At 34.3% G+C, this 17,191-nt stretch carries 22 protein-coding genes and 2 pseudogenes; 17 read left to right on the top strand and 7 right to left on the bottom strand.

What is annotated here, in order from left to right; all coding sequences use genetic code 11:
* Positions 1–74 precede the first annotated feature (74 nt).
* Complete coding sequence (locus RTP99_RS27205) at positions 75–539, bottom strand: DMT family transporter (protein WP_000965818.1); 465 nt, start codon at positions 537–539, stop codon at positions 75–77.
* Between the two features lie 13 nt (positions 540–552).
* Positions 553–999, bottom strand: coding sequence for a DMT family transporter (locus RTP99_RS27200; RefSeq protein ID WP_041184689.1), 447 nt, complete (start codon positions 997–999; stop codon positions 553–555).
* A gap of 108 nt (positions 1,000–1,107) precedes the next feature.
* On the opposite strand from RTP99_RS27200, the gene yeiL reads away from it, so the two are divergent.
* The 4 genes and pseudogenes from yeiL to RTP99_RS27180 all read left to right on the top strand — a co-directional run bounded on the left by yeiL (position 1,108) and on the right by RTP99_RS27180 (position 3,323).
* Positions 1,108–1,800: a transcriptional regulator YeiL gene (gene yeiL, locus RTP99_RS27195; protein WP_046647724.1), complete on the top strand. Its 693-nt coding sequence runs from the start codon at positions 1,108–1,110 to the stop codon at positions 1,798–1,800.
* Between the two features lie 21 nt (positions 1,801–1,821).
* The gene (locus tag RTP99_RS27190) at positions 1,822–2,553 is read left to right on the top strand and encodes a metallophosphoesterase family protein (RefSeq protein WP_000684257.1); all 732 of its coding nucleotides are present in this window, start codon (positions 1,822–1,824) and stop codon (positions 2,551–2,553) included.
* 69 nt (positions 2,554–2,622) lie between these two features.
* Positions 2,623–2,808 (top strand): annotated as a pseudogene (locus RTP99_RS27185) (hypothetical protein); the annotation flags it as partial.
* A gap of 266 nt (positions 2,809–3,074) precedes the next feature.
* A complete protein-coding gene (locus tag RTP99_RS27180) occupies positions 3,075–3,323 on the top strand; it encodes a hypothetical protein (protein ID WP_000666946.1) in 249 nt (82 codons plus the stop codon).
* A 35-nt stretch (positions 3,324–3,358) separates the two neighbouring features.
* Here the strand turns inward: RTP99_RS27180 and RTP99_RS27175 are convergent, their stop codons facing one another.
* The gene (locus tag RTP99_RS27175; protein ID WP_001050189.1) at positions 3,359–4,396 is read right to left on the bottom strand and encodes a serine hydrolase domain-containing protein; all 1,038 of its coding nucleotides are present in this window, start codon (positions 4,394–4,396) and stop codon (positions 3,359–3,361) included.
* A 101-nt stretch (positions 4,397–4,497) separates the two neighbouring features.
* Positions 4,498–4,692, bottom strand: coding sequence for a hypothetical protein (locus RTP99_RS27170; protein WP_000819252.1), 195 nt, complete (start codon positions 4,690–4,692; stop codon positions 4,498–4,500).
* A gap of 132 nt (positions 4,693–4,824) precedes the next feature.
* Here RTP99_RS27170 and RTP99_RS27165 point away from each other — a divergent pair, with 132 nt between their 5' ends.
* The gene (locus RTP99_RS27165) at positions 4,825–5,106 is read left to right on the top strand and encodes a hypothetical protein (protein WP_000397710.1); all 282 of its coding nucleotides are present in this window, start codon (positions 4,825–4,827) and stop codon (positions 5,104–5,106) included.
* Between the two features lie 28 nt (positions 5,107–5,134).
* On the opposite strand, the gene RTP99_RS27160 is transcribed toward RTP99_RS27165, so the two are convergent.
* On the bottom strand, positions 5,135–5,425 hold the full coding sequence (locus RTP99_RS27160; protein ID WP_000171754.1) for a DUF3784 domain-containing protein: 291 nt from the start codon (positions 5,423–5,425) through the stop codon (positions 5,135–5,137).
* Positions 5,426–5,536: 111 nt separating this feature from the next.
* On the opposite strand from RTP99_RS27160, the gene RTP99_RS27155 reads away from it, so the two are divergent.
* Together RTP99_RS27155 and bla2 are read left to right on the top strand one after the other, a co-directional pair.
* Positions 5,537–5,818: a MazG nucleotide pyrophosphohydrolase domain-containing protein gene (locus tag RTP99_RS27155; RefSeq protein WP_001028123.1), complete on the top strand. Its 282-nt coding sequence runs from the start codon at positions 5,537–5,539 to the stop codon at positions 5,816–5,818.
* Positions 5,819–5,961: 143 nt separating this feature from the next.
* Positions 5,962–6,735: a BcII family subclass B1 metallo-beta-lactamase gene (gene bla2, locus RTP99_RS27150; RefSeq protein ID WP_000742463.1), complete on the top strand. Its 774-nt coding sequence runs from the start codon at positions 5,962–5,964 to the stop codon at positions 6,733–6,735.
* Between the two features lie 435 nt (positions 6,736–7,170).
* Here bla2 and RTP99_RS27145 read toward each other — a convergent pair whose 3' ends face one another.
* Positions 7,171–8,223, bottom strand: a complete 1,053-nt coding sequence (locus RTP99_RS27145) for a F0F1 ATP synthase subunit B family protein (protein ID WP_041184688.1) — start codon at positions 8,221–8,223, stop codon at positions 7,171–7,173.
* A 242-nt stretch (positions 8,224–8,465) separates the two neighbouring features.
* On the opposite strand from RTP99_RS27145, the pseudogene RTP99_RS27140 reads away from it, so the two are divergent.
* From RTP99_RS27140 to RTP99_RS27115, 6 genes and pseudogenes are all read left to right on the top strand, one after another.
* Positions 8,466–8,927: pseudogene (locus RTP99_RS27140) on the top strand (anaerobic carbon-monoxide dehydrogenase catalytic subunit); the annotation flags it as partial.
* Positions 8,928–9,235: 308 nt separating this feature from the next.
* Positions 9,236–9,556 carry a PadR family transcriptional regulator gene (locus tag RTP99_RS27135; protein WP_000429483.1) on the top strand — a complete coding sequence of 107 codons (321 nt, stop codon included), beginning with the start codon at positions 9,236–9,238 and terminating at the stop codon, positions 9,554–9,556.
* Between the two features lie 74 nt (positions 9,557–9,630).
* Positions 9,631–9,972: a DUF1048 domain-containing protein gene (locus RTP99_RS27130; protein WP_000891984.1), complete on the top strand. Its 342-nt coding sequence runs from the start codon at positions 9,631–9,633 to the stop codon at positions 9,970–9,972.
* Positions 9,973–10,127: 155 nt separating this feature from the next.
* Complete coding sequence (locus RTP99_RS27125) at positions 10,128–10,889, top strand: ABC transporter ATP-binding protein (protein ID WP_000063317.1); 762 nt, start codon at positions 10,128–10,130, stop codon at positions 10,887–10,889.
* Positions 10,890–11,639, top strand: coding sequence for an ABC transporter permease (locus RTP99_RS27120; protein ID WP_000837838.1), 750 nt, complete (start codon positions 10,890–10,892; stop codon positions 11,637–11,639).
* A gap of 163 nt (positions 11,640–11,802) precedes the next feature.
* Complete coding sequence (locus RTP99_RS27115; protein ID WP_396022310.1) at positions 11,803–12,258, top strand: NUDIX hydrolase; 456 nt, start codon at positions 11,803–11,805, stop codon at positions 12,256–12,258.
* 188 nt (positions 12,259–12,446) lie between these two features.
* On the opposite strand, the gene RTP99_RS27110 is transcribed toward RTP99_RS27115, so the two are convergent.
* On the bottom strand, positions 12,447–13,403 hold the full coding sequence (locus tag RTP99_RS27110) for a helix-turn-helix transcriptional regulator (RefSeq protein WP_000755034.1): 957 nt from the start codon (positions 13,401–13,403) through the stop codon (positions 12,447–12,449).
* A gap of 109 nt (positions 13,404–13,512) precedes the next feature.
* Here RTP99_RS27110 and RTP99_RS27105 point away from each other — a divergent pair, with 109 nt between their 5' ends.
* The 4 genes from RTP99_RS27105 to RTP99_RS27090 all read left to right on the top strand — a co-directional run.
* Positions 13,513–13,992 (top strand): GyrI-like domain-containing protein, encoded by a 480-nt coding sequence (locus tag RTP99_RS27105; protein ID WP_000801031.1) that lies wholly within the window; start codon positions 13,513–13,515, stop codon positions 13,990–13,992.
* A 156-nt stretch (positions 13,993–14,148) separates the two neighbouring features.
* Positions 14,149–14,910: a glycosyltransferase family 2 protein gene (locus RTP99_RS27100; protein ID WP_000140996.1), complete on the top strand. Its 762-nt coding sequence runs from the start codon at positions 14,149–14,151 to the stop codon at positions 14,908–14,910.
* 575 nt (positions 14,911–15,485) lie between these two features.
* Entirely contained in the window at positions 15,486–16,208 is a 723-nt protein-coding gene (sigI, locus tag RTP99_RS27095; RefSeq protein ID WP_000950303.1) for an RNA polymerase sigma factor SigI, read from the top strand.
* Positions 16,201–17,191 (top strand): anti-sigma factor domain-containing protein (locus RTP99_RS27090; protein WP_396161875.1); only part of this gene is annotated, 991 nt, incomplete at its 3' end. The genes sigI and RTP99_RS27090, both read left to right, overlap by 8 nt.

Raw genomic sequence — 17,191 nt, 5'->3', positions numbered from 1 at the left:
AATAGAATATTCTCCTCTCTATTACTTCGTATGAAGAGCTTTTCTATTAATATATGATAGGTAAGCGTAAAGTATTATAGTTGAACGTGGCTATTCTTAACAGTTTTAAGAGGGCGATCAACGAGTAAATTGTAAGTAAGCCCAATTAATACGAAAACACCGCCGATAATCTTTCCAGTTGAGAGTTCATTTGTCAGGAAGAAATCAATGATAGTCCCTGCAAATAACTGTCCGATAAAGATGAGTAACGTTAAATAAAATGCTGATATTTTAGGAGTGATATAGTTCGATAATGAAATAACGATAACGCCTACTAATCCGCCTAAATATACAGCGATAGGTATGGATTGTAACGTATGCATTGGAATATACATTGAATCTGAACTGAAAATTAAAAATAACATAGAGAAAAATAAGCCAGTAATATAATTAAAAAACGTGCCTTCCCAATTCCCAATTTTCTTTGCTAAATTTGCGTTAATAATTCTAGCAACAACGATAGAAACACCAGCTAAAATAGCGATCGTAATATATAACATTTTCTTGCCCCCATTAATAAATTGTCATGATTATAATTCCAGAAGAGATGAAACATAATCCAATTAGTTTTTTCTTTTCAAACTTTGCAACTTTCATTCCTAATAAACCGAAATGATCAATAACGATGGAAGCAATGGATTGACCGAGTAAACTTAATGCGATCGTAATAGAGGCACCAAGGACCGAGAAGCTTATATTGTTAAAAAGAACAGTGAATACTCCAATCGCTCCAGCGCTATATAAAAAAAGTGGAATACTTTTATCAAAATGGATTTTATGTTTGTTTATGATTAAAACGCAAATAACTGCAATTAAACCGACAAAGTGAATGACAACACTTGCTGTATACTTGCCAATTAACTCAGATAAAATCCCATTCAATGGAAGCATAACGGCGATGAGCACACCAATAAAGACAGAAAGAAAGTTATACAATGTAATATCCCCTTTGTATTTCATATTTGTAATGACTGTATCATGCTGAAATTGTGTATTACTATGACATATGTCATAGTGGAGGAAGAAAATTTTGATTACAATGGGGATGAGTTGTAAAGGTGGGGGACTATGAAGAAAATATGTAATTCAATTAAATTAGCAGAGTATATGAAACAAAATAACATTGACTCTTTTTTTAGTAATGATATGAAACCGTATATGGAACTTATATTTTTTAAAAAGAATGAGTTTATTTGTAGAGAAAATGAAGAGATAGATTATTTGTTTTTCTTCGTTGAAGGAAAAGCGAAAGCGTTTAATACATTAAGTAACGGGAAATCTGTATTATTATGCTTTTATGATAGTTTGCAGCTGTTAGGAGATGTGGAGTTAATTCATTCTCAAAAGACGGCTTCAAACGTACAAGTAATGGCAGATTCATATTGTGTTGGTTTGCCTTTAGGAAAAGTGAGAAATCAACTATTTCATGATGCGAAATTTTTACGATGTATTTGTGGATCATTAGCACATAAATTAAACCGACTTTCAAAAAATAGTACAATTAATTTACTATATCCACTTGAAAACAGACTTGCGAGTTACATGTTAGCAGCCGGAGAACGAGCGGTGCAGCATGGGAATCGAATTGTATTTAGTGGGAATTTAACGGAAACAGCGGAATTGTTAGGGACAAGTTATCGGCATTTATTGCGCACATTAAATATTTTTTGTGATAAAGAGATTATAAAAAAGAACGATGGATGCTTTGAAGTAGTGAATGTGGATGTTTTGAGAGAATTGGCGGCAGATGTTTATAAATAATATAGTAAAGTGGGGATTTAGATGAAAATAGCTATAATTTCAGATGTTCATGGGAACAGTCATGCATTAAAAGCAGTATTAGAAGATATTAAACATCGCAAGGCTGAAATGATAATAAACTTAGGGGATAGTCTGTATGGGCCGTTAGATCCTTTAGGGACAATTGAAATATTGATGAAGAACGAGATGATACATATTAAGGGTAACTGTGATCGCATGCTTTGGGAACCTATACAAGGGCAGTCTGCTACACTAACTTTTGTCCAAAATCAATTAACAGAAAATCATATAGATTGGTTACAACAACATCCTTCACAATATATTGTAGACGATATTTTATTTTGTCATGGTACGCCAACTTCAGATGAGGTGTATTTACTAGAAGAGATGGACGAGAATGGTGCAGTATTAAAGAGTGAAAAAAATATAATGGATCAACTCCAAAATATAGAACAAAAAATAATAGTATGTGGTCATACACATATTCCTAGAGTTGTTTATTTAGCAAATGGAAAAATCATAATAAATCCAGGGAGTGTAGGACTTCCAGCGTACAAAGATGAATTACCCATTGTGCATAAAATGGAATCAGGAACTCCGCATGCAAAATATGTAGTGATAGAAAAAGTTTCGGGAGAATGGATAATTGAACAAATTTCAGTTTCTTATAATTGGGAAGAAGCAGCTGGATTGGCTGTTCAACAGGAAAGGTATGATTGGGCACAGGCGCTAAAGACTGGGAAGATAGAATGAAGGGGAGTTTACTTTATAGTAAACTGCTTTTTTTATTTTGATTAGATATTGAATTATATAAAAATAAAATGGATTGAAATAGAAAAGGTAGTGAATGAGAAAGGATTTCCTAGCCATGTAAAGGGAATAAGTCCAGTAAGAGGATTATATTACATCGGTTTACCGTGGCAATCTCAAAGGGGCTCTGCACTTATTTGTGGTGTAGGAAAGGATGCATCGTATTTACTTTCTGAAATCAAAAAAATAGATCAGTAGCAGCGACTACTGATCATCCATATGTACATGAATTAGGAGAGGTCAAACATTTATTAACTTTATTATAATAGATTTTCAAAAGAATAAAAACTGAAAATTCTAATTTTATGTTGAGAAAGTTTTTTGTATCGAAATATATAAAAGAATAAGGGTTTTTTAGTAAAAAGCAAAATGATATTTATATTTTAATAAATTGTGATATAGTTTATAAAGAACGGATTACATAAAATGTTATTTTATTACATATAAAGTAAGGGGGGATGGTTGTGAAGTTTGATGATCAACGCCTACTAGGAGTACGATTAGGTTCTGTACTTGTAACAGAGGAAAATCAATATTTAGTAATAAAGAAAAAAGATCATTATGCACTTTTAAATATACATAATTTAGAATGCACACATGTTGAAGTGCAGCTAGAACATATTGAAGAAATGTTGCAGGAAGATTTCCAAGAAAGTATAACGGAGATTATTGCACCAGAACATATAAAAATTGTTGCGAAAAATGTTATATAAGAAAGAAGCTGAAAGGAACAGCTTCTTTCTTTTCATTATAAGGATAACGTTTTTAAAACATCGCCAATAATCCCTTCCATTTGATGAACACCTAAGTCAGCGTTCGTCATTATAATAGCGCCATTCCCTCGGTATGGGTAGCTTACCATCATACATTGAAATCCAACGCCCCATCCAAGTGAATACATTTGTAAGTCTTCGTTAGAATCATCTAGAAAAACACCTAGTCCAGTCCATTTTGAGCAACCTTGAGGAGAAATCATATCTTGAACTGTTTTTTGAGAAAGTTTTAGTTTACCCTTTCCTTGTAAGGAATGAATGATTTCAATTAATAAAGTTGATAAGTCAGTTGGTGTTGTCCAAATGCCTGAAGCAGCTGCGAATGGATAGAATGGATACTTCTCATTTGTAACGGTGCCATCTTTATTATGCCCGCAAGCAAAAGCATCGGTTTTATCTATGTCTTCAGGAGAGAAGATGGTACTATTCTTCATTTGCAGTGGTTGAAATATATATTCTTCTAGTAAAAGGTTAAATGATTTTCCAGTTATATCTTCAAGTAGTAGTTCGATAATACAAAAGTTTGCATCAGAGTAGTGAAATTCACTTTCCGGTTTATAAGTTATTTCTATCGGTACGGAGCAATAGGATGTTTTACCGGCAAGGAGTTCAGACATGTTTGGTCGCCCTTGTGCAAATGTATAATGTCCAAAACTATTAGGAGGATCAATGATTCCAGATTGGTGACTTAATAAATTTCGCAACGTGACTTTTTTCTGTGAGGTAAATAGATTGGTAGGAATATTCCAAGATGTGAGTCTATCATTTACGTCTTCATCTAAATGCACAATTTCTTGTTCTAATAACGTTAGTACGAGCATTGTAGTGATGAATTTACTAATTGAGCAAGAATTGAATATAGAATTCGTAGTGACAGTTTTATTTGTTCCAGTTTCAAGTGTTCCGAATACAGTTGTTTCATCTAGTTTACCATCACGTATAACGGCAAGGCTTAAACCTGCAACGGAATATTGGTTCATTTTCTCGTATATATTGCTACTTTTTAAGTTCATAGTGACTCCTTTCTTAAAAAGACAGAATGTTAGTTCTATTATACAGTAGTAAATGGGGAGAAAAAGAAAAAACTTCATCTTTTATCGATAAAGTTTTTTCGTTAATTTGAAGTGAATGTTTTAAAAAATTTGTCTCGGTACATGTACATTAGCCATGAGATTGTTAGTAAGGAAATAATACTTTGTTTGTTTTGAATTGGAGCATTGAAAACAAGCCAGCCAACGATATCAAATAATACATGTAGTGCAAGTGAAAGAACTACAAATTGTAGTAACGTCTTAAAAAATCTTTTCATAAAGTGTCCCCCTAAAATAAAAGGTTTATCAACGATGTTGTATAATACTATTATACATTAAATTCTTATTGTGGTAAAATTTACATAATCTAGTGAAATAAAACAAATGAAAGCTAATAAGGAGGGATAGTCATGGAATTTTGGATGATCATACCGATAGTGGTCTTTGGGTTTATTTATATCGTTGAAAAATTAAATAAAATCGAAAAGAAAACGGATGCGCGTTTAAAGAGGATGGAAGATAGACTACAGTTAATTACGAAAGAAATGGGAATTATAGATAGAGAACCTGAAATTAATAAAGAGTTACGCCAGCTTATGGAAGAAGGAAAAACAGTTACAGCAGTTAAGAGAGTAAGAGAGGCTTTTGGTTTTTCTTTACTAGAAGCGAAGCAATATGTTGATAAATTATAAAAAGATCATCCATTTGGGTGATCTTTTTTCAATGCACCATACGTGTGTTTACATAAGCAGCGATGATAACGTGGCCAATTATAATGATAGGAACTAAGATTTTGACATTAGGAGTAGAGAAGACACTACCAATTGTGGCGATAACACCGGCAGTTAAATTATAAAGACCAACTATTTTTGATAACTTATCTTTATCTGGTACACGGCGTTCATTGAATCCTGATAAGAGCCAAGTGTATTGTTTTACTCCGATGAAATAAGCTAGTGCAAATGAAATGATTGCTAGTATGAATAATGATGGGGAAGCGAAGAGAGTCATTGAGAACACCTCCGTTAAAGGACTATAAATAAAGTATAATATGAATGTTATAATTTAACAAAATATAAGTGTAATAGAAAATGGAGTATGTATCATGAAGGGGGATTAAGTATGAATATTGTGGAATTTCAGAGATATGTATCAAATTTCAGTGAAGAAAAAGGATTTCAAGATACAACAATTGAAGAGCGTACAATGTATGCAATGGCGGAATTAGGGGAATTAGCGGAAGTTATATTAAAGCGCGATAAAATACAAGATGCAAAAAGAGAAATCGGTTTAGAAATGTTTGATGTCATTTGGAATGTATGTGATTTAGCAAACAAGTTAGAAATTGATTTGGAGAAGGCGTTTGAAGAAAAAATGATGATAAATAAAAAACGTGAATGGTAAAAGGGAAGTTAAAAAGCGCACAAAATTTTGTGCGCTTTTTATTAATCGTATGAAAAATATGTAAGAAAAGATGGAACAAACACTGAAGATGAATTGTCTATTATAGGTAGTAACTATTTCGTTTGAAAGAAAGGGTGGAGAAAATGAAAAAGAATACATTATTAAAATTAGGGGTATGTGTTAGTTTACTAGGAACAACTCAATTTGTTAGTACAATTTCTTCTGTGAAAGCGGAACAAAAGCTAGAGCAAAAAGTAATAAAAAATGAGGCAGGAACTATTTCGATTTCTCAGTTAAACAAAAATGTATGGGTTCATACGGAGTTAGGTTATTTTAACGGAGAAGCAGTTCCTTCGAACGGTTTAGTTCTTACTACTTCAAAGGGGTTAGTACTTGTTGATTCTTCTTGGGATGACAAATTAACGAAGGAACTAATAGAAATGGTAGAAAAGAAATTTCAGAAGCGCGTAACAGATGTCATTATTACACATGCACACGCTGATCGAATTGGTGGAATGAAAACATTGAAAGAAAGAGGCATTAAAGCGCATAGTACAGTACTAACTGCGGAACTAGCAAAGAAAAGTGGATATGAAGAACCGCTTGGAGACTTACAAACCATTACGAATTTAAAGTTTGGAAATATGAAAGTAGAAACATTTTATCCAGGGAAAGGACATACAGAAGATAATATCGTCGTGTGGTTACCGCAATATAATATTTTAGCTGGAGGCTGTTTAGTTAAATCTGCGTCCTCGAAAGATTTAGGAAACGTTGCAGATGCCTATGTAAATGAATGGTCTATATCGATTGAGAATGTGCTGAAGCGATATGGAAACATCAATTCAGTAGTGCCTGGTCATGGGGGAGTAGGGGATAGAGATTTACTTCTACATACATTGGATTTGTTGAAATAAAAAAAGCGAGGAGAAACAATTTTCTCCTCGCTTTCTTCTAACTATATTTAAATGCGAAGTCCGCATACGTTACTGAGATTTTAATTCCAAGTATACAAATACCAGTACCGTCATAATTGCGATAACAACGTAAGTAGCATCAAGCATTATAAGTGTTTTTAAAGTTTCAGTCATCCTCATTCACCCCTGGTATAAAAATATAACATAATCTCTTATTAATTAAATCAGAGATTATAAAGATAACAATGTACATGAAATTTATAAAGTAGATTCTATATAAATATATCATATAAATAATGTAAACAATGTTAAGATAATGTAAATGTATTGTAAAGAAAGGGGCGGTTCATCATGTCTGTAAATCTATTCATTTATAAATGCTATGTATCTCTCGTGTGCCGGATAGAACACAGTTATAACATGTGAAAAATAAATTCATTTTGACAAATCAATCACGATGGTAGCCGTTACTACATTTTCCTCTATTACTTCTACTTGTACTTGTTCATCGTTTCTCCAATTGATATTGAAGTTGTCTGTCGTATACATTTCCTTAAGAGTGACCTCTTTATATTTTTCTAAAATGCTACCTCTTTTCCCATAATAGATTCTTACAGTTGAACTAGGACTTGGTCCTTTTGATTTTATTGTTTCTCTAAGCTCGATAATATTTATTAAATTTGGAGATTCACTTTTTTGAAAGGTAAAGGAACTGACCACTTTTTGTACCTTCTTAAAAACAGGACCATTGGATTTATTTGATACATTAAATTCCACAACTTCAGGTACGGATTCTTTTCCTCGTAGTGTTATCGTTGCTTCATAATCGTTTTTCCAATCTACGAAAACGTTTGAGGAATCGAGACGTTCTCCCTCATTTGCAATACTTATGTCAAAATGTTCCCATAAGCCGTATTTAATTCTGACGGGATAGGAACCATGAGAAGAGTCTGAATCTATTTTCACTACTTTAATCGTATTTTTATTATTTGGAGAATGACTTTTTTTAAGTGTAATGTCCTGTAAATACAAAATGTAAGACAAACAGCCTACTACTAAAATAATTGGAATTACAATACGTAAGGCAGTAATTGGACGACCTCGTGTCCTTTTTTTCTTAGTGCTTTTACTATTTTGTTCAAGGTCTTTTTCAATACTCCTTGGAGCTATTACTTTTGGCGGGCGAATAAGCCACCAAATGAAAGCTATAAGTAGTAAGAAAAGAGGTATTCCTTGAATAAAGAAAAATCCTTTCCAAAAATCAAGTGCAGTACTATATGGAGAATCCGTTGCCATCCCCCCTATAAAAAGTGCCATTGGGCTTACAAGTATATTTATCCCTAAAGCGATCAATACGAATGAAAGATTTTTATTTCTAATTTTTCGTGACCCAGCCATAAGAAACAGAAATACTGCAATACCGAGTATAAGAAACAGTGTTCTGTAGTAAACCATCATATTATCCCTCCATAACTTTAATTGTACCATCAGTAAGGAAAATTTTGTGAAATGTTAGGTGGATATGATATTTGTATTCCTTAAAAGTGCACTGATATATGATGCAAATAAATCATGTGCAAGTATGAATATCAGGATACAGTAAGAATATTATGTCGACAATGTGAACTGTCACAAATTCTTATATATTATTGTGATTGATATCACATCCTTTTTTCTCAATGGGTATTATCCTTAGTTTGTAAGCAATCATTGGGAGAGGGTGGGATGATATGTTTTGTTATCAATGTGAACAAACGCCAACAGGCGGATGTAAAGTAATAGGTGTGTGCGGTAAAAATGAAACAATTGCAAGTTTACCAGATACGATTGTGTTTGGGTTAAAAGGAATTGCGGCTTATCGCACACATGCTGCTCAGTTAGGCTATACGGATGCTTTTGTAGATGCTACAACGCAAGAAGCGCTGTATATGACATTAACAAATTCTAACTTTAATGAACGAGAACATATTGATATGGCTATGAAAGTTGGGAAATCAGCTTTACGAGTAATGGAGTTGTTAGATGAGGCACATACGAATCATTTTGGTGTGCCAGAGCCTGTTCAAATTACACAAAACCATGTAGAAGGTAAAGCTATTGTAGTTACAGGCCATAATTTATTTGCGTTAGAAGAACTATTAAAGCAAACGGAAGGAAAAGGAATTAATATTTATACGCATTCTGAAATAGTTGATTTTAGAAAAAATATAAAAATCGAGTTGACATTCATCGCTACCTAGTCATACAATATACTTGTAATAAGCAATACTGAGTAGTGTTGTTTCTCAAAATATTTTCAGTAGACAACAGGTAATTGCGGATTTTAGAAAAAATTTGAAAATTAGTTGACATCTATCGCTACTTAGTCATACAATGTAGATGTAATAAGTGATACTGAATAGTATGAATTCAAAAAAGCTACTCAGTAAAAAATTCGCCTTAGTACTCTGTAATACTGAATATAAGTCAGACAGAATAGGGGGTAAAGGAGGATCAGAACATGGAAAATTTAACTGAAATGCTGAAAGGTTCACTGGAAGGGTGTGTGCTGGAAATCATTAGCCGCCGTGAAACGTATGGTTATGAGATTACTCGCCACCTGAATGATCTTGGGTTTACTGAAGTCGTGGAAGGAACGGTCTATACCATCCTCGTACGATTAGAGAAGAAAAAGCTTGTGAATATTGAAAAGAAACCATCAGATATGGGACCACCTCGTAAGTTTTATTCATTAAATGAAGCTGGACGTCAGGAACTTGAATTGTTTTGGAAAAAATGGGATTTTGTATCGTCAAAAATTAACGTCTTGAAGTCAAACTAGCTTCATAATATAAAATGTTCCGGCTCATATTTGGAGAGTTTCTTGTCTGCTTTATAAAAAAGGAGGAAAATAAGATGTTAGAAATGTTCAAAAAATTAATTGGTGATAAAAAAGAGTACAAAATGATGATGGCACGTGTTGCAGCATTGCCAGAGGACTATCAGTTTGTGTTTAAGAAAATTCAAAACTACATGTGGAATTTTTCAGCCGGTAACGGGATGGATATGCTGCACATACAGTATGAATTAATCGATTTGTTTGAAGCCGGTGCAGCGGAAGGCAGACAAGTGCTAGACATTACTGGGGAAGATGTGGCATCCTTTGCTGACGAACTAGTGGCAAACGCTAAAACATATGTTTCTAAGTATCGTGAAGATTTGAATGAAAGTATTATGAAGAAATTGAGAAAAAAATAAATGCAGCAAGTAATACCGACTGATTAGCTGGTCATAAATGTGAACTAACGCCATCGCTATTCAGTTATATTTTTAAACCGCTACTAAGTAATACAGATTATCAGTGGTACTAAATAGAGGGTGCAGGTAATTTAATTTTATAAGGGGGAAAAAGTATGAGTAATGCAGCGATTTCTGTAAAAGGGTTAAAAAAAGCTTTTAGAGATAAAGAAGTCTTAAAGGGAGTGGATTTTGAGGTGCAGCGTGGAGAAATTTTCGCGCTGCTAGGCTCAAATGGAGCGGGAAAGACGACAATAGTCAACATCCTTTCGACGCTACTGAAACAAGATGGCGGTGAAGGAAGTATTTGCGGATTTGATATTAAGCGCCAACCAGATCATGTTCGTCAAAGTATTAGTTTGACAGGGCAGTTCGCAGCTTTAGACGGCATGTTAACTGGGAGAGAAAACTTGATAATGGTTGCTAAGTTACGCGGAGTTTCCAATCCTGCACAAGTCGCTGACAATTTGCTTGAGAGATTTAGCTTGACTGGTGCAGCTAATCAGAGGGCAGATCAGTATTCAGGTGGGATGAAGCGCCGGCTTGATATCGCAATGAGTTTGATCGGGGCGCCAGCAGTTATTTTTCTTGACGAACCGACGACAGGGCTTGATCCGGAAGCACGGATTGAAGTGTGGGATACTGTCAAAGAGCTTGCTGGTGGAGGAACAACCATCTTACTAACAACCCAGTATTTAGAGGAAGCAGAACAATTAGCTGACCGTATCGCTATTTTACATGGCGGAAAAATTATTACGACAGGTACTCTTACTGAACTGAAAGAGATGTTCCCGCCAGCAAAAGTGGAGTATATCGAGAAGCAGCCGACATTGGAAGAAATTTTCCTTGCGATTATCGGTAAAAAGGGGGAGATGTAAATGAAAAGCAAAACAGGGGTATTACTAGGGCGCTTAATGCGTAATATTATGCGTAGTCCGGATACAATTATTACAGTAGCGATTACACCGATTATGATGATGCTATTATTTGTCTACGTGTTTGGTGGCGCAATACAAACAGGAACGGAAAACTACGTAAATTATTTATTGCCGGGAATTTTGCTAATGGCTATCGCATCCGGTGTAGCTTACACTTCCGTGCGACTATTTACGGATGTAAAGAGTGGGCTAATGGCACGTTTCATTACGATGCCTATTAAGCGCTCATCGATATTGTGGGCTCACGTATTAACCTCTCTTGTTGCTAATGTACTTACTATCGTGGTGGTTATTCTTGTTGCACTCTTAATGGGCTTTCGTTCCAGTGCGAATATGCTAGATTGGCTTGCAGTAGCTGGGATACTAGGAATGTTTACGTTATCGCTCACATGGCTAGCTATCATTCCAGGGCTGAAAGCGAAGTCTATGGAAGGGGCGACAGCATATTCGTACCCACTCGTTTTTCTTCCATTTATTAGTTCGGCCTTCGTACCTACCGAAACGATGCCAAAAATTGTTCGTGCATTTGCTGAAAACCAGCCTGTCACTTCAATTGTGAATGCGATTCGTGCTCTATTATATGAAGGAACTGTTGGTAACGATATTTGGATTGCGCTCACTTGGTGCATAGGTATAATGATTATCTCTTACTTTTTCGCTAGCAAAGCATTTAAACGTCAGTTAGGGTAAGTATCGAGGTGACTTAATTTATCGGAATGATATATATGTTTAGAAAAGTACGGGGGGTTCCGTGCTTTTCTTTTTATATGGTCCATTTCATTCAGCGAGAAGGAAAAGTTTTTAGATATAGAGAAACACTAGTTGATTGGCAATTGGGTAAGTTAAGGAGAGCATATTTATAATAAATACTACAAAAACCACAGGGTGCTTTACTATTGTTGATAATAATGAAGGGAAAATATTACTAGTTAAACGAAATGATTATCCTATCTGGGATTTGCCTAGGGGAAGACTAGAAGAAAATGAACAGTTAGAGAAGTGTACTATAAGAGAAACTAAAGAAGAAACAGGCTATATAATTGTTATTGAGCGTAAAATAGGAGAATATCACCAGCCTCAATACGATGATATGCAACATTTATTTTCAGGGAGATTACTAGGAGGAGAGCCAATAAATAATGGACCTGAAACTGCAAAAATTGGGTGGTTTAATCCTAGTAGATTACCTTTGTTAATGGTTCCAAATAGGCGAAAACAGATCAGTAATTTTATGAAACACAAAAATTCATTAATAAAGGAGACATTAAAGACACCAATTATAGTAAGGTTATTAAGAAAAATTATATGAGGTGGTTAGTGGATTAGCCGTTGTTTTAGTTGAGCAGTTCGATGACATAAGAGCATGTTTTGATTAAACTTTTTTCAAAATATGCTCTTTCTATTTGTCTTTTACCAGTATTATACTCATTGTATTTGAAAATATGGGCAACTGGTAACGAACTAAACTCAATATTTTGAGGTTTAACTAGTCACTGCTTATGGAGTGTATAAGCATAACCGCTCTTGTAAATCTTTTAATACTTCTTCAGGCATTTCCTTAATTGTAATATCTTTACCTAGGAAAAGCAGCCAATTTGTCATCTCTGTCACTTCATCGGAATTGTGAACATCGATAAATGTTTTTAAAATAGCTGTAGATTGGTAAGGGTTTGTATAAGATATTGAAACTTTGAAAGGGTGGTACTTTTTGAACTGTGCAATTGCTTTCGGACCAAGTTCAAATACAAGGTTAATTGCTTCGTCCTTCTTACTCAGTCTTTCTAAAATCTGTTTCTTATGTAACCTCTTTTTGGGCGTGTACGGTTCGATATTGATGAGGTCATCGACAGGAAACATCAGCTTCTTTTCTTCTTTTAAGTCAAATCCTTCAATGATCCAATAGCTTTTTTCTTTATAAAGGTGTAATAGGTAAATTGGATAAGACTTGATTTCTTCTTTGACAGTAATCAATAAATATCTATCCAAAAGAAGGATTTGAATGAGTTTTTCTAACATAGGGTGAGGAAGGTCAGAAAGCTCAAGTAGATCAGGGTTATGAGGATTAGTCCCTTCAAAAAGCAAAAGTTGATTTAAAAGAACAAGGTCATCTTGCTGGGTTTCTGAAATGAGTCCTAGTAGCTTTTCCGCTAAAGATTGCCGACTCTTTAGATAAGGGAGTTGTTGATTTCTTGTAGCCATAAAGGCAATAAAAAGAGCTTTCACTTCGTTATCAGTAAAGCGAACAACGGGTAGGATAGAATTATGCATGACAAAATATCCACCAGACCTCCCAACTTCAGCGACAAGTGGCATCCCCATAGCTTCTATTTCTCTAATGTCTCTAATAGCTGTTGATCGTGATATATTAAATTCTCGTATGATTTCTGAAATTGTAAAGTGGGAGCGGTTGTTGATATACCGCATAATTGTATTAATCCGTTCAACTTTTTTCATTTTGGTCTCCTAAACAGTATCATTTTTTGACATGGTTTAAAGGTATTATAAACGTATCAGATGAAAAGATAAATCGTTTGATTAATAAAAAAAGAGGAAGGTTTTGAATATGAAAAATTATACGATTGAAGAAAAAGATAGCTTTATTGTGCTAGGTATTGGAACTGAAATTAAAAGTGACTATACAGACTTTGTGGGAATAAATAAAGAAAAGGAAGACTTTTGGTCGGCCGTTAAAGAAGATGGAAGACTGGATACTTTAAAAGCTTTAGCTACAAATGAATACATTTTTTCTGTGAGCGAAGCAGTGAATAATAAGATGATGTATTATGCTGGCGTTATGACAGAAGCACAAATAGAAGAAGAGTCTAGAGTGATCCAGTTTCCTAAGGGAGAATACTTAGTGGTGAAAGGTGAAGATAAAACGGCTGAAGAGCTAAGCAATAAGCTGACTGGCATCGCCTTTGGTCAAGCTTTACCAGATGCAAAAGATTTTGCCTATGTTGGTGGGCCAAATACAACGGTTGAGATGGGAAAAAGAAATGGTTTAGTGTTTGGTGAAATGTGGATTCCAGTTGTTAGGAAGTAAAGGGTACGAATATGAAAAGTAGAGGCCAACAATTTTGCATTGTTGGCCTTTTTGATGTCCATATTGTTTTAATTACTTTTTTAATAATATAACTTAATAAATTTTAATATACGTTATGTATAACAGATATTTATCTTATGAAATAAGGGGGATATTATGACTGAGACAAACGAACCTTCAGGAGGCAATTTGAAAAAAGATGTGAAATTTTCTATTATAATTCCTGCACATAATGAAGAAAAGTACATTGGAAAATGTTTAGATTCAATTGTAAAGGCATCAGAGGCATATAAAGAGCAAACGGAAGTTATAGTTGTTTTAAATCGTTGCACCGATAAAACAGAGGAAATAGCAAAATCTTATCATTGTATTACATTAAAAAATAATGATAAAAACTTATCTAAAATCCGAAATGCAGGGGCGAAAATAGCTAGTGGAGAAATAATCGTTACTATAGACGCTGATACCATAATGACAGAGTCTATGTTGTCTAATGTAGATACATATTTAGCTTCAGGTAAATACATTGGTGGTGGGGTAAATGGGAAGTTCGAAAGAATATCTTTAGGAATATTTCTGTCCGCAATGTTAATAATAATCCCCTTACTTTTTAAATACGGAGCTATATCTGTAGGGATTTTTTGGTGCTATAAAAAAGATTTCATGGCAATTAACGGATTTAATGAAAACATGCTGATGGCAGAAGATGCAGATTTCGCGAAACGGTTAAAAGAATGGGGAAAGCGAAATAATAAGAAATTCGGTACCATTAAAAATGGAATGATAACTTCATGCAGGAGATTTGATACATATGGAGACTGGGCTTTACTTAAAAATCCAAAAGTAATCTTAGCTTATCTAAAAGGAAATGATAGAAAATATGCAGATAAGACATATTATGATAATCAAGAAAGGTAACGCTTGAGAAAATCGGTAGGAAATAGTGAAAATAGCTGATTTTCTAATATATAATGAGAGCACAACTTAATTTAATAGATATGATAATAAAACCATTGATTGGTCCTTTTTCAAATCAATGGTTTTTATTTTTGAAATAAATATGTATTTTTTATAAAAATATTTTTTGACCCCCATAAAACGATGTATTCCTCCGAATATATATAGTGGAAAAATAAGATAGAAGAAAAATGATTATGAAAGAATATTGAAGTATTAATAAAAATTACTAGATTAAGTTGAGCGTCCAAAATAAAAGGATGAAATTACCAATGATATAGAGAAGAGTTATTTAAGGATTGCCGATAAAATAGAAAAAGAATAAGCAAAACGAACGGTAGAAAATAAGAAAGTACCTTAAAATATAGGATTAACTTTAGTACCGAGAGAAAACGTTGGGAAAAGTTAGACTTGAAAAATATAACTAACAGCAAGAAGAAAAGACCAAAGAAAAGCACTACCAAAATGTGGTTAAATGGTCGCTTGTTTAGTGACCATTTTTCTATTTAAAGCAGAGGGAGGCTGAGAGATCGCCAGTGTTAAGTTTAGTAATGAAGATCTTAAGAAAACCGAAAATAGAAGATATCGTATGTAACATACAAAACAACGGAGAAGATAAGGAAGCCTTTATCGTTCAGTATCAGCCGTTTATTAGAAAATCAATTTCGTCTGTCTGCCGCCGATATATTACAGAACAGGATGATGAATATAGTATTGGATTGTTTGCGTTTAACGAAGCAATTGAACAGTATTCATATAAAAAAGGGAAATCTTTTCTAGCGTTTGCTGATCTTCTTATAAAAAGAGATGTAATTGACTATATACGCAAGGAGTCTAAGCATAACCGTGTCTTTTTAAAAGAAGATGAGCAAGAGGAAATGTTAGAAATGCAAGTATCGCTTACGGAGTATATGAAAGAGATGGACAATAGTAACCGTAAGGAGGAAATTCTTCATTTTCAAAGTGTGTTAGCTGAGTTTAAAATCACATTTTCAGAGCTTGCGAAAGAATCTCCTAAGCATCGTGACACCCGAGAGCACTTAATAGAAATTGTAAAGATGATTATAAAGGAAGAGGAAATGATGGAGGAGCTGTTCCGAAAGAAAAAGTTACCGCTTAAACGTATTGAACCACGTGTGAGGGTAAGTCGTAAAACGTTGGAAAGACATAGAAAATATATTATTGCAATGTGTATTATTTTTGCAAACAACTATACATATATTCTTGATTACATAAGAGGAGAAAAGCATGATGAATAAAGGAATTGTGATGGATATAAAAAAGCATAGCGTAGTTGTTTTAACACCAAATGGAGAGTTTATTACGTGTAAAAGAAAAGGGGATTCTTGCATGATTGGAGAGGAAATCTCGTTTGAAGAACAAGAACAAAGAGCATCTCGTTTTTCAATCCCTTATTTCTTAAAACCGGCATCATTACTTGCTGCTTGTTTTCTATGTGGGCTGTTATTTTTCTACAATCAACCAGAAGAAAAGGTGTTTGCTTACGTCTCAGTTGATATAAATCCAAGTTTAGAGGCGAGCGTTACGAAGGATCTTCGTGTTATAGATTTGCGGGCTTGTAATGATGACGGAAGGCGTATTTTAAAAGAAATGAAACGGTGGGAAAATAAGCATCTGCAAGATGTGATACGCACTATTATAAAGCAAAGTCAAGAGGATAAATATTTAACGAATGATAAGCAAGTTATGCTAACAGCTATTGCAAAGGACAAGTCGTTAGAACCACAGTTGGAAAAGGCTATGCTGGAATTAAAGAAAGAATATGAGTTCAAACATATTACAGTTGAATATCAAAGCAGTACGATGCAAATACGGGAGGATGCCAAGAAAGCAGGAGTTGGAACGGGCGTTTATATAAAACAAGAAAATGAGAAGAAAAAGTTGCTTACCCCACCTGCACCGCCGTCTTATCAAGAACAGCAAAAGTCATCTTCTGATGTATCATCGGACGCATCTCCTGTAAAAGAAGAAAGCAACGAGAGGGGAGAGTATATAGAACAACAGCAATCTAAGGCACAACAACCGAAGCAAATAAAAGAAAATAATAGAAATCAACAGGAGAACAACGGAAGAGAATTGCAGCAAGGAAACAACGGAAGAGGATCGCAAGGGAATAAAGGGCACCAGCAAGAGAACAACGGAAGAGGGTCCCAAGGAAATAATGGGAATCAGGAAGGAAACAATGGAAGAGGGTCCCAAGGAAATAATGGGCACCAGCAAG

This window comes from Bacillus sp. (in: firmicutes), from assembly GCF_031983925.1.
GTDB lineage: Bacteria > Bacillota > Bacilli > Bacillales > Bacillaceae_G > Bacillus_A > Bacillus_A pacificus.
Note: the sequence above shows the minus strand (reverse complement) of the source record. Positions and strands in the feature narration are given on the sequence as shown.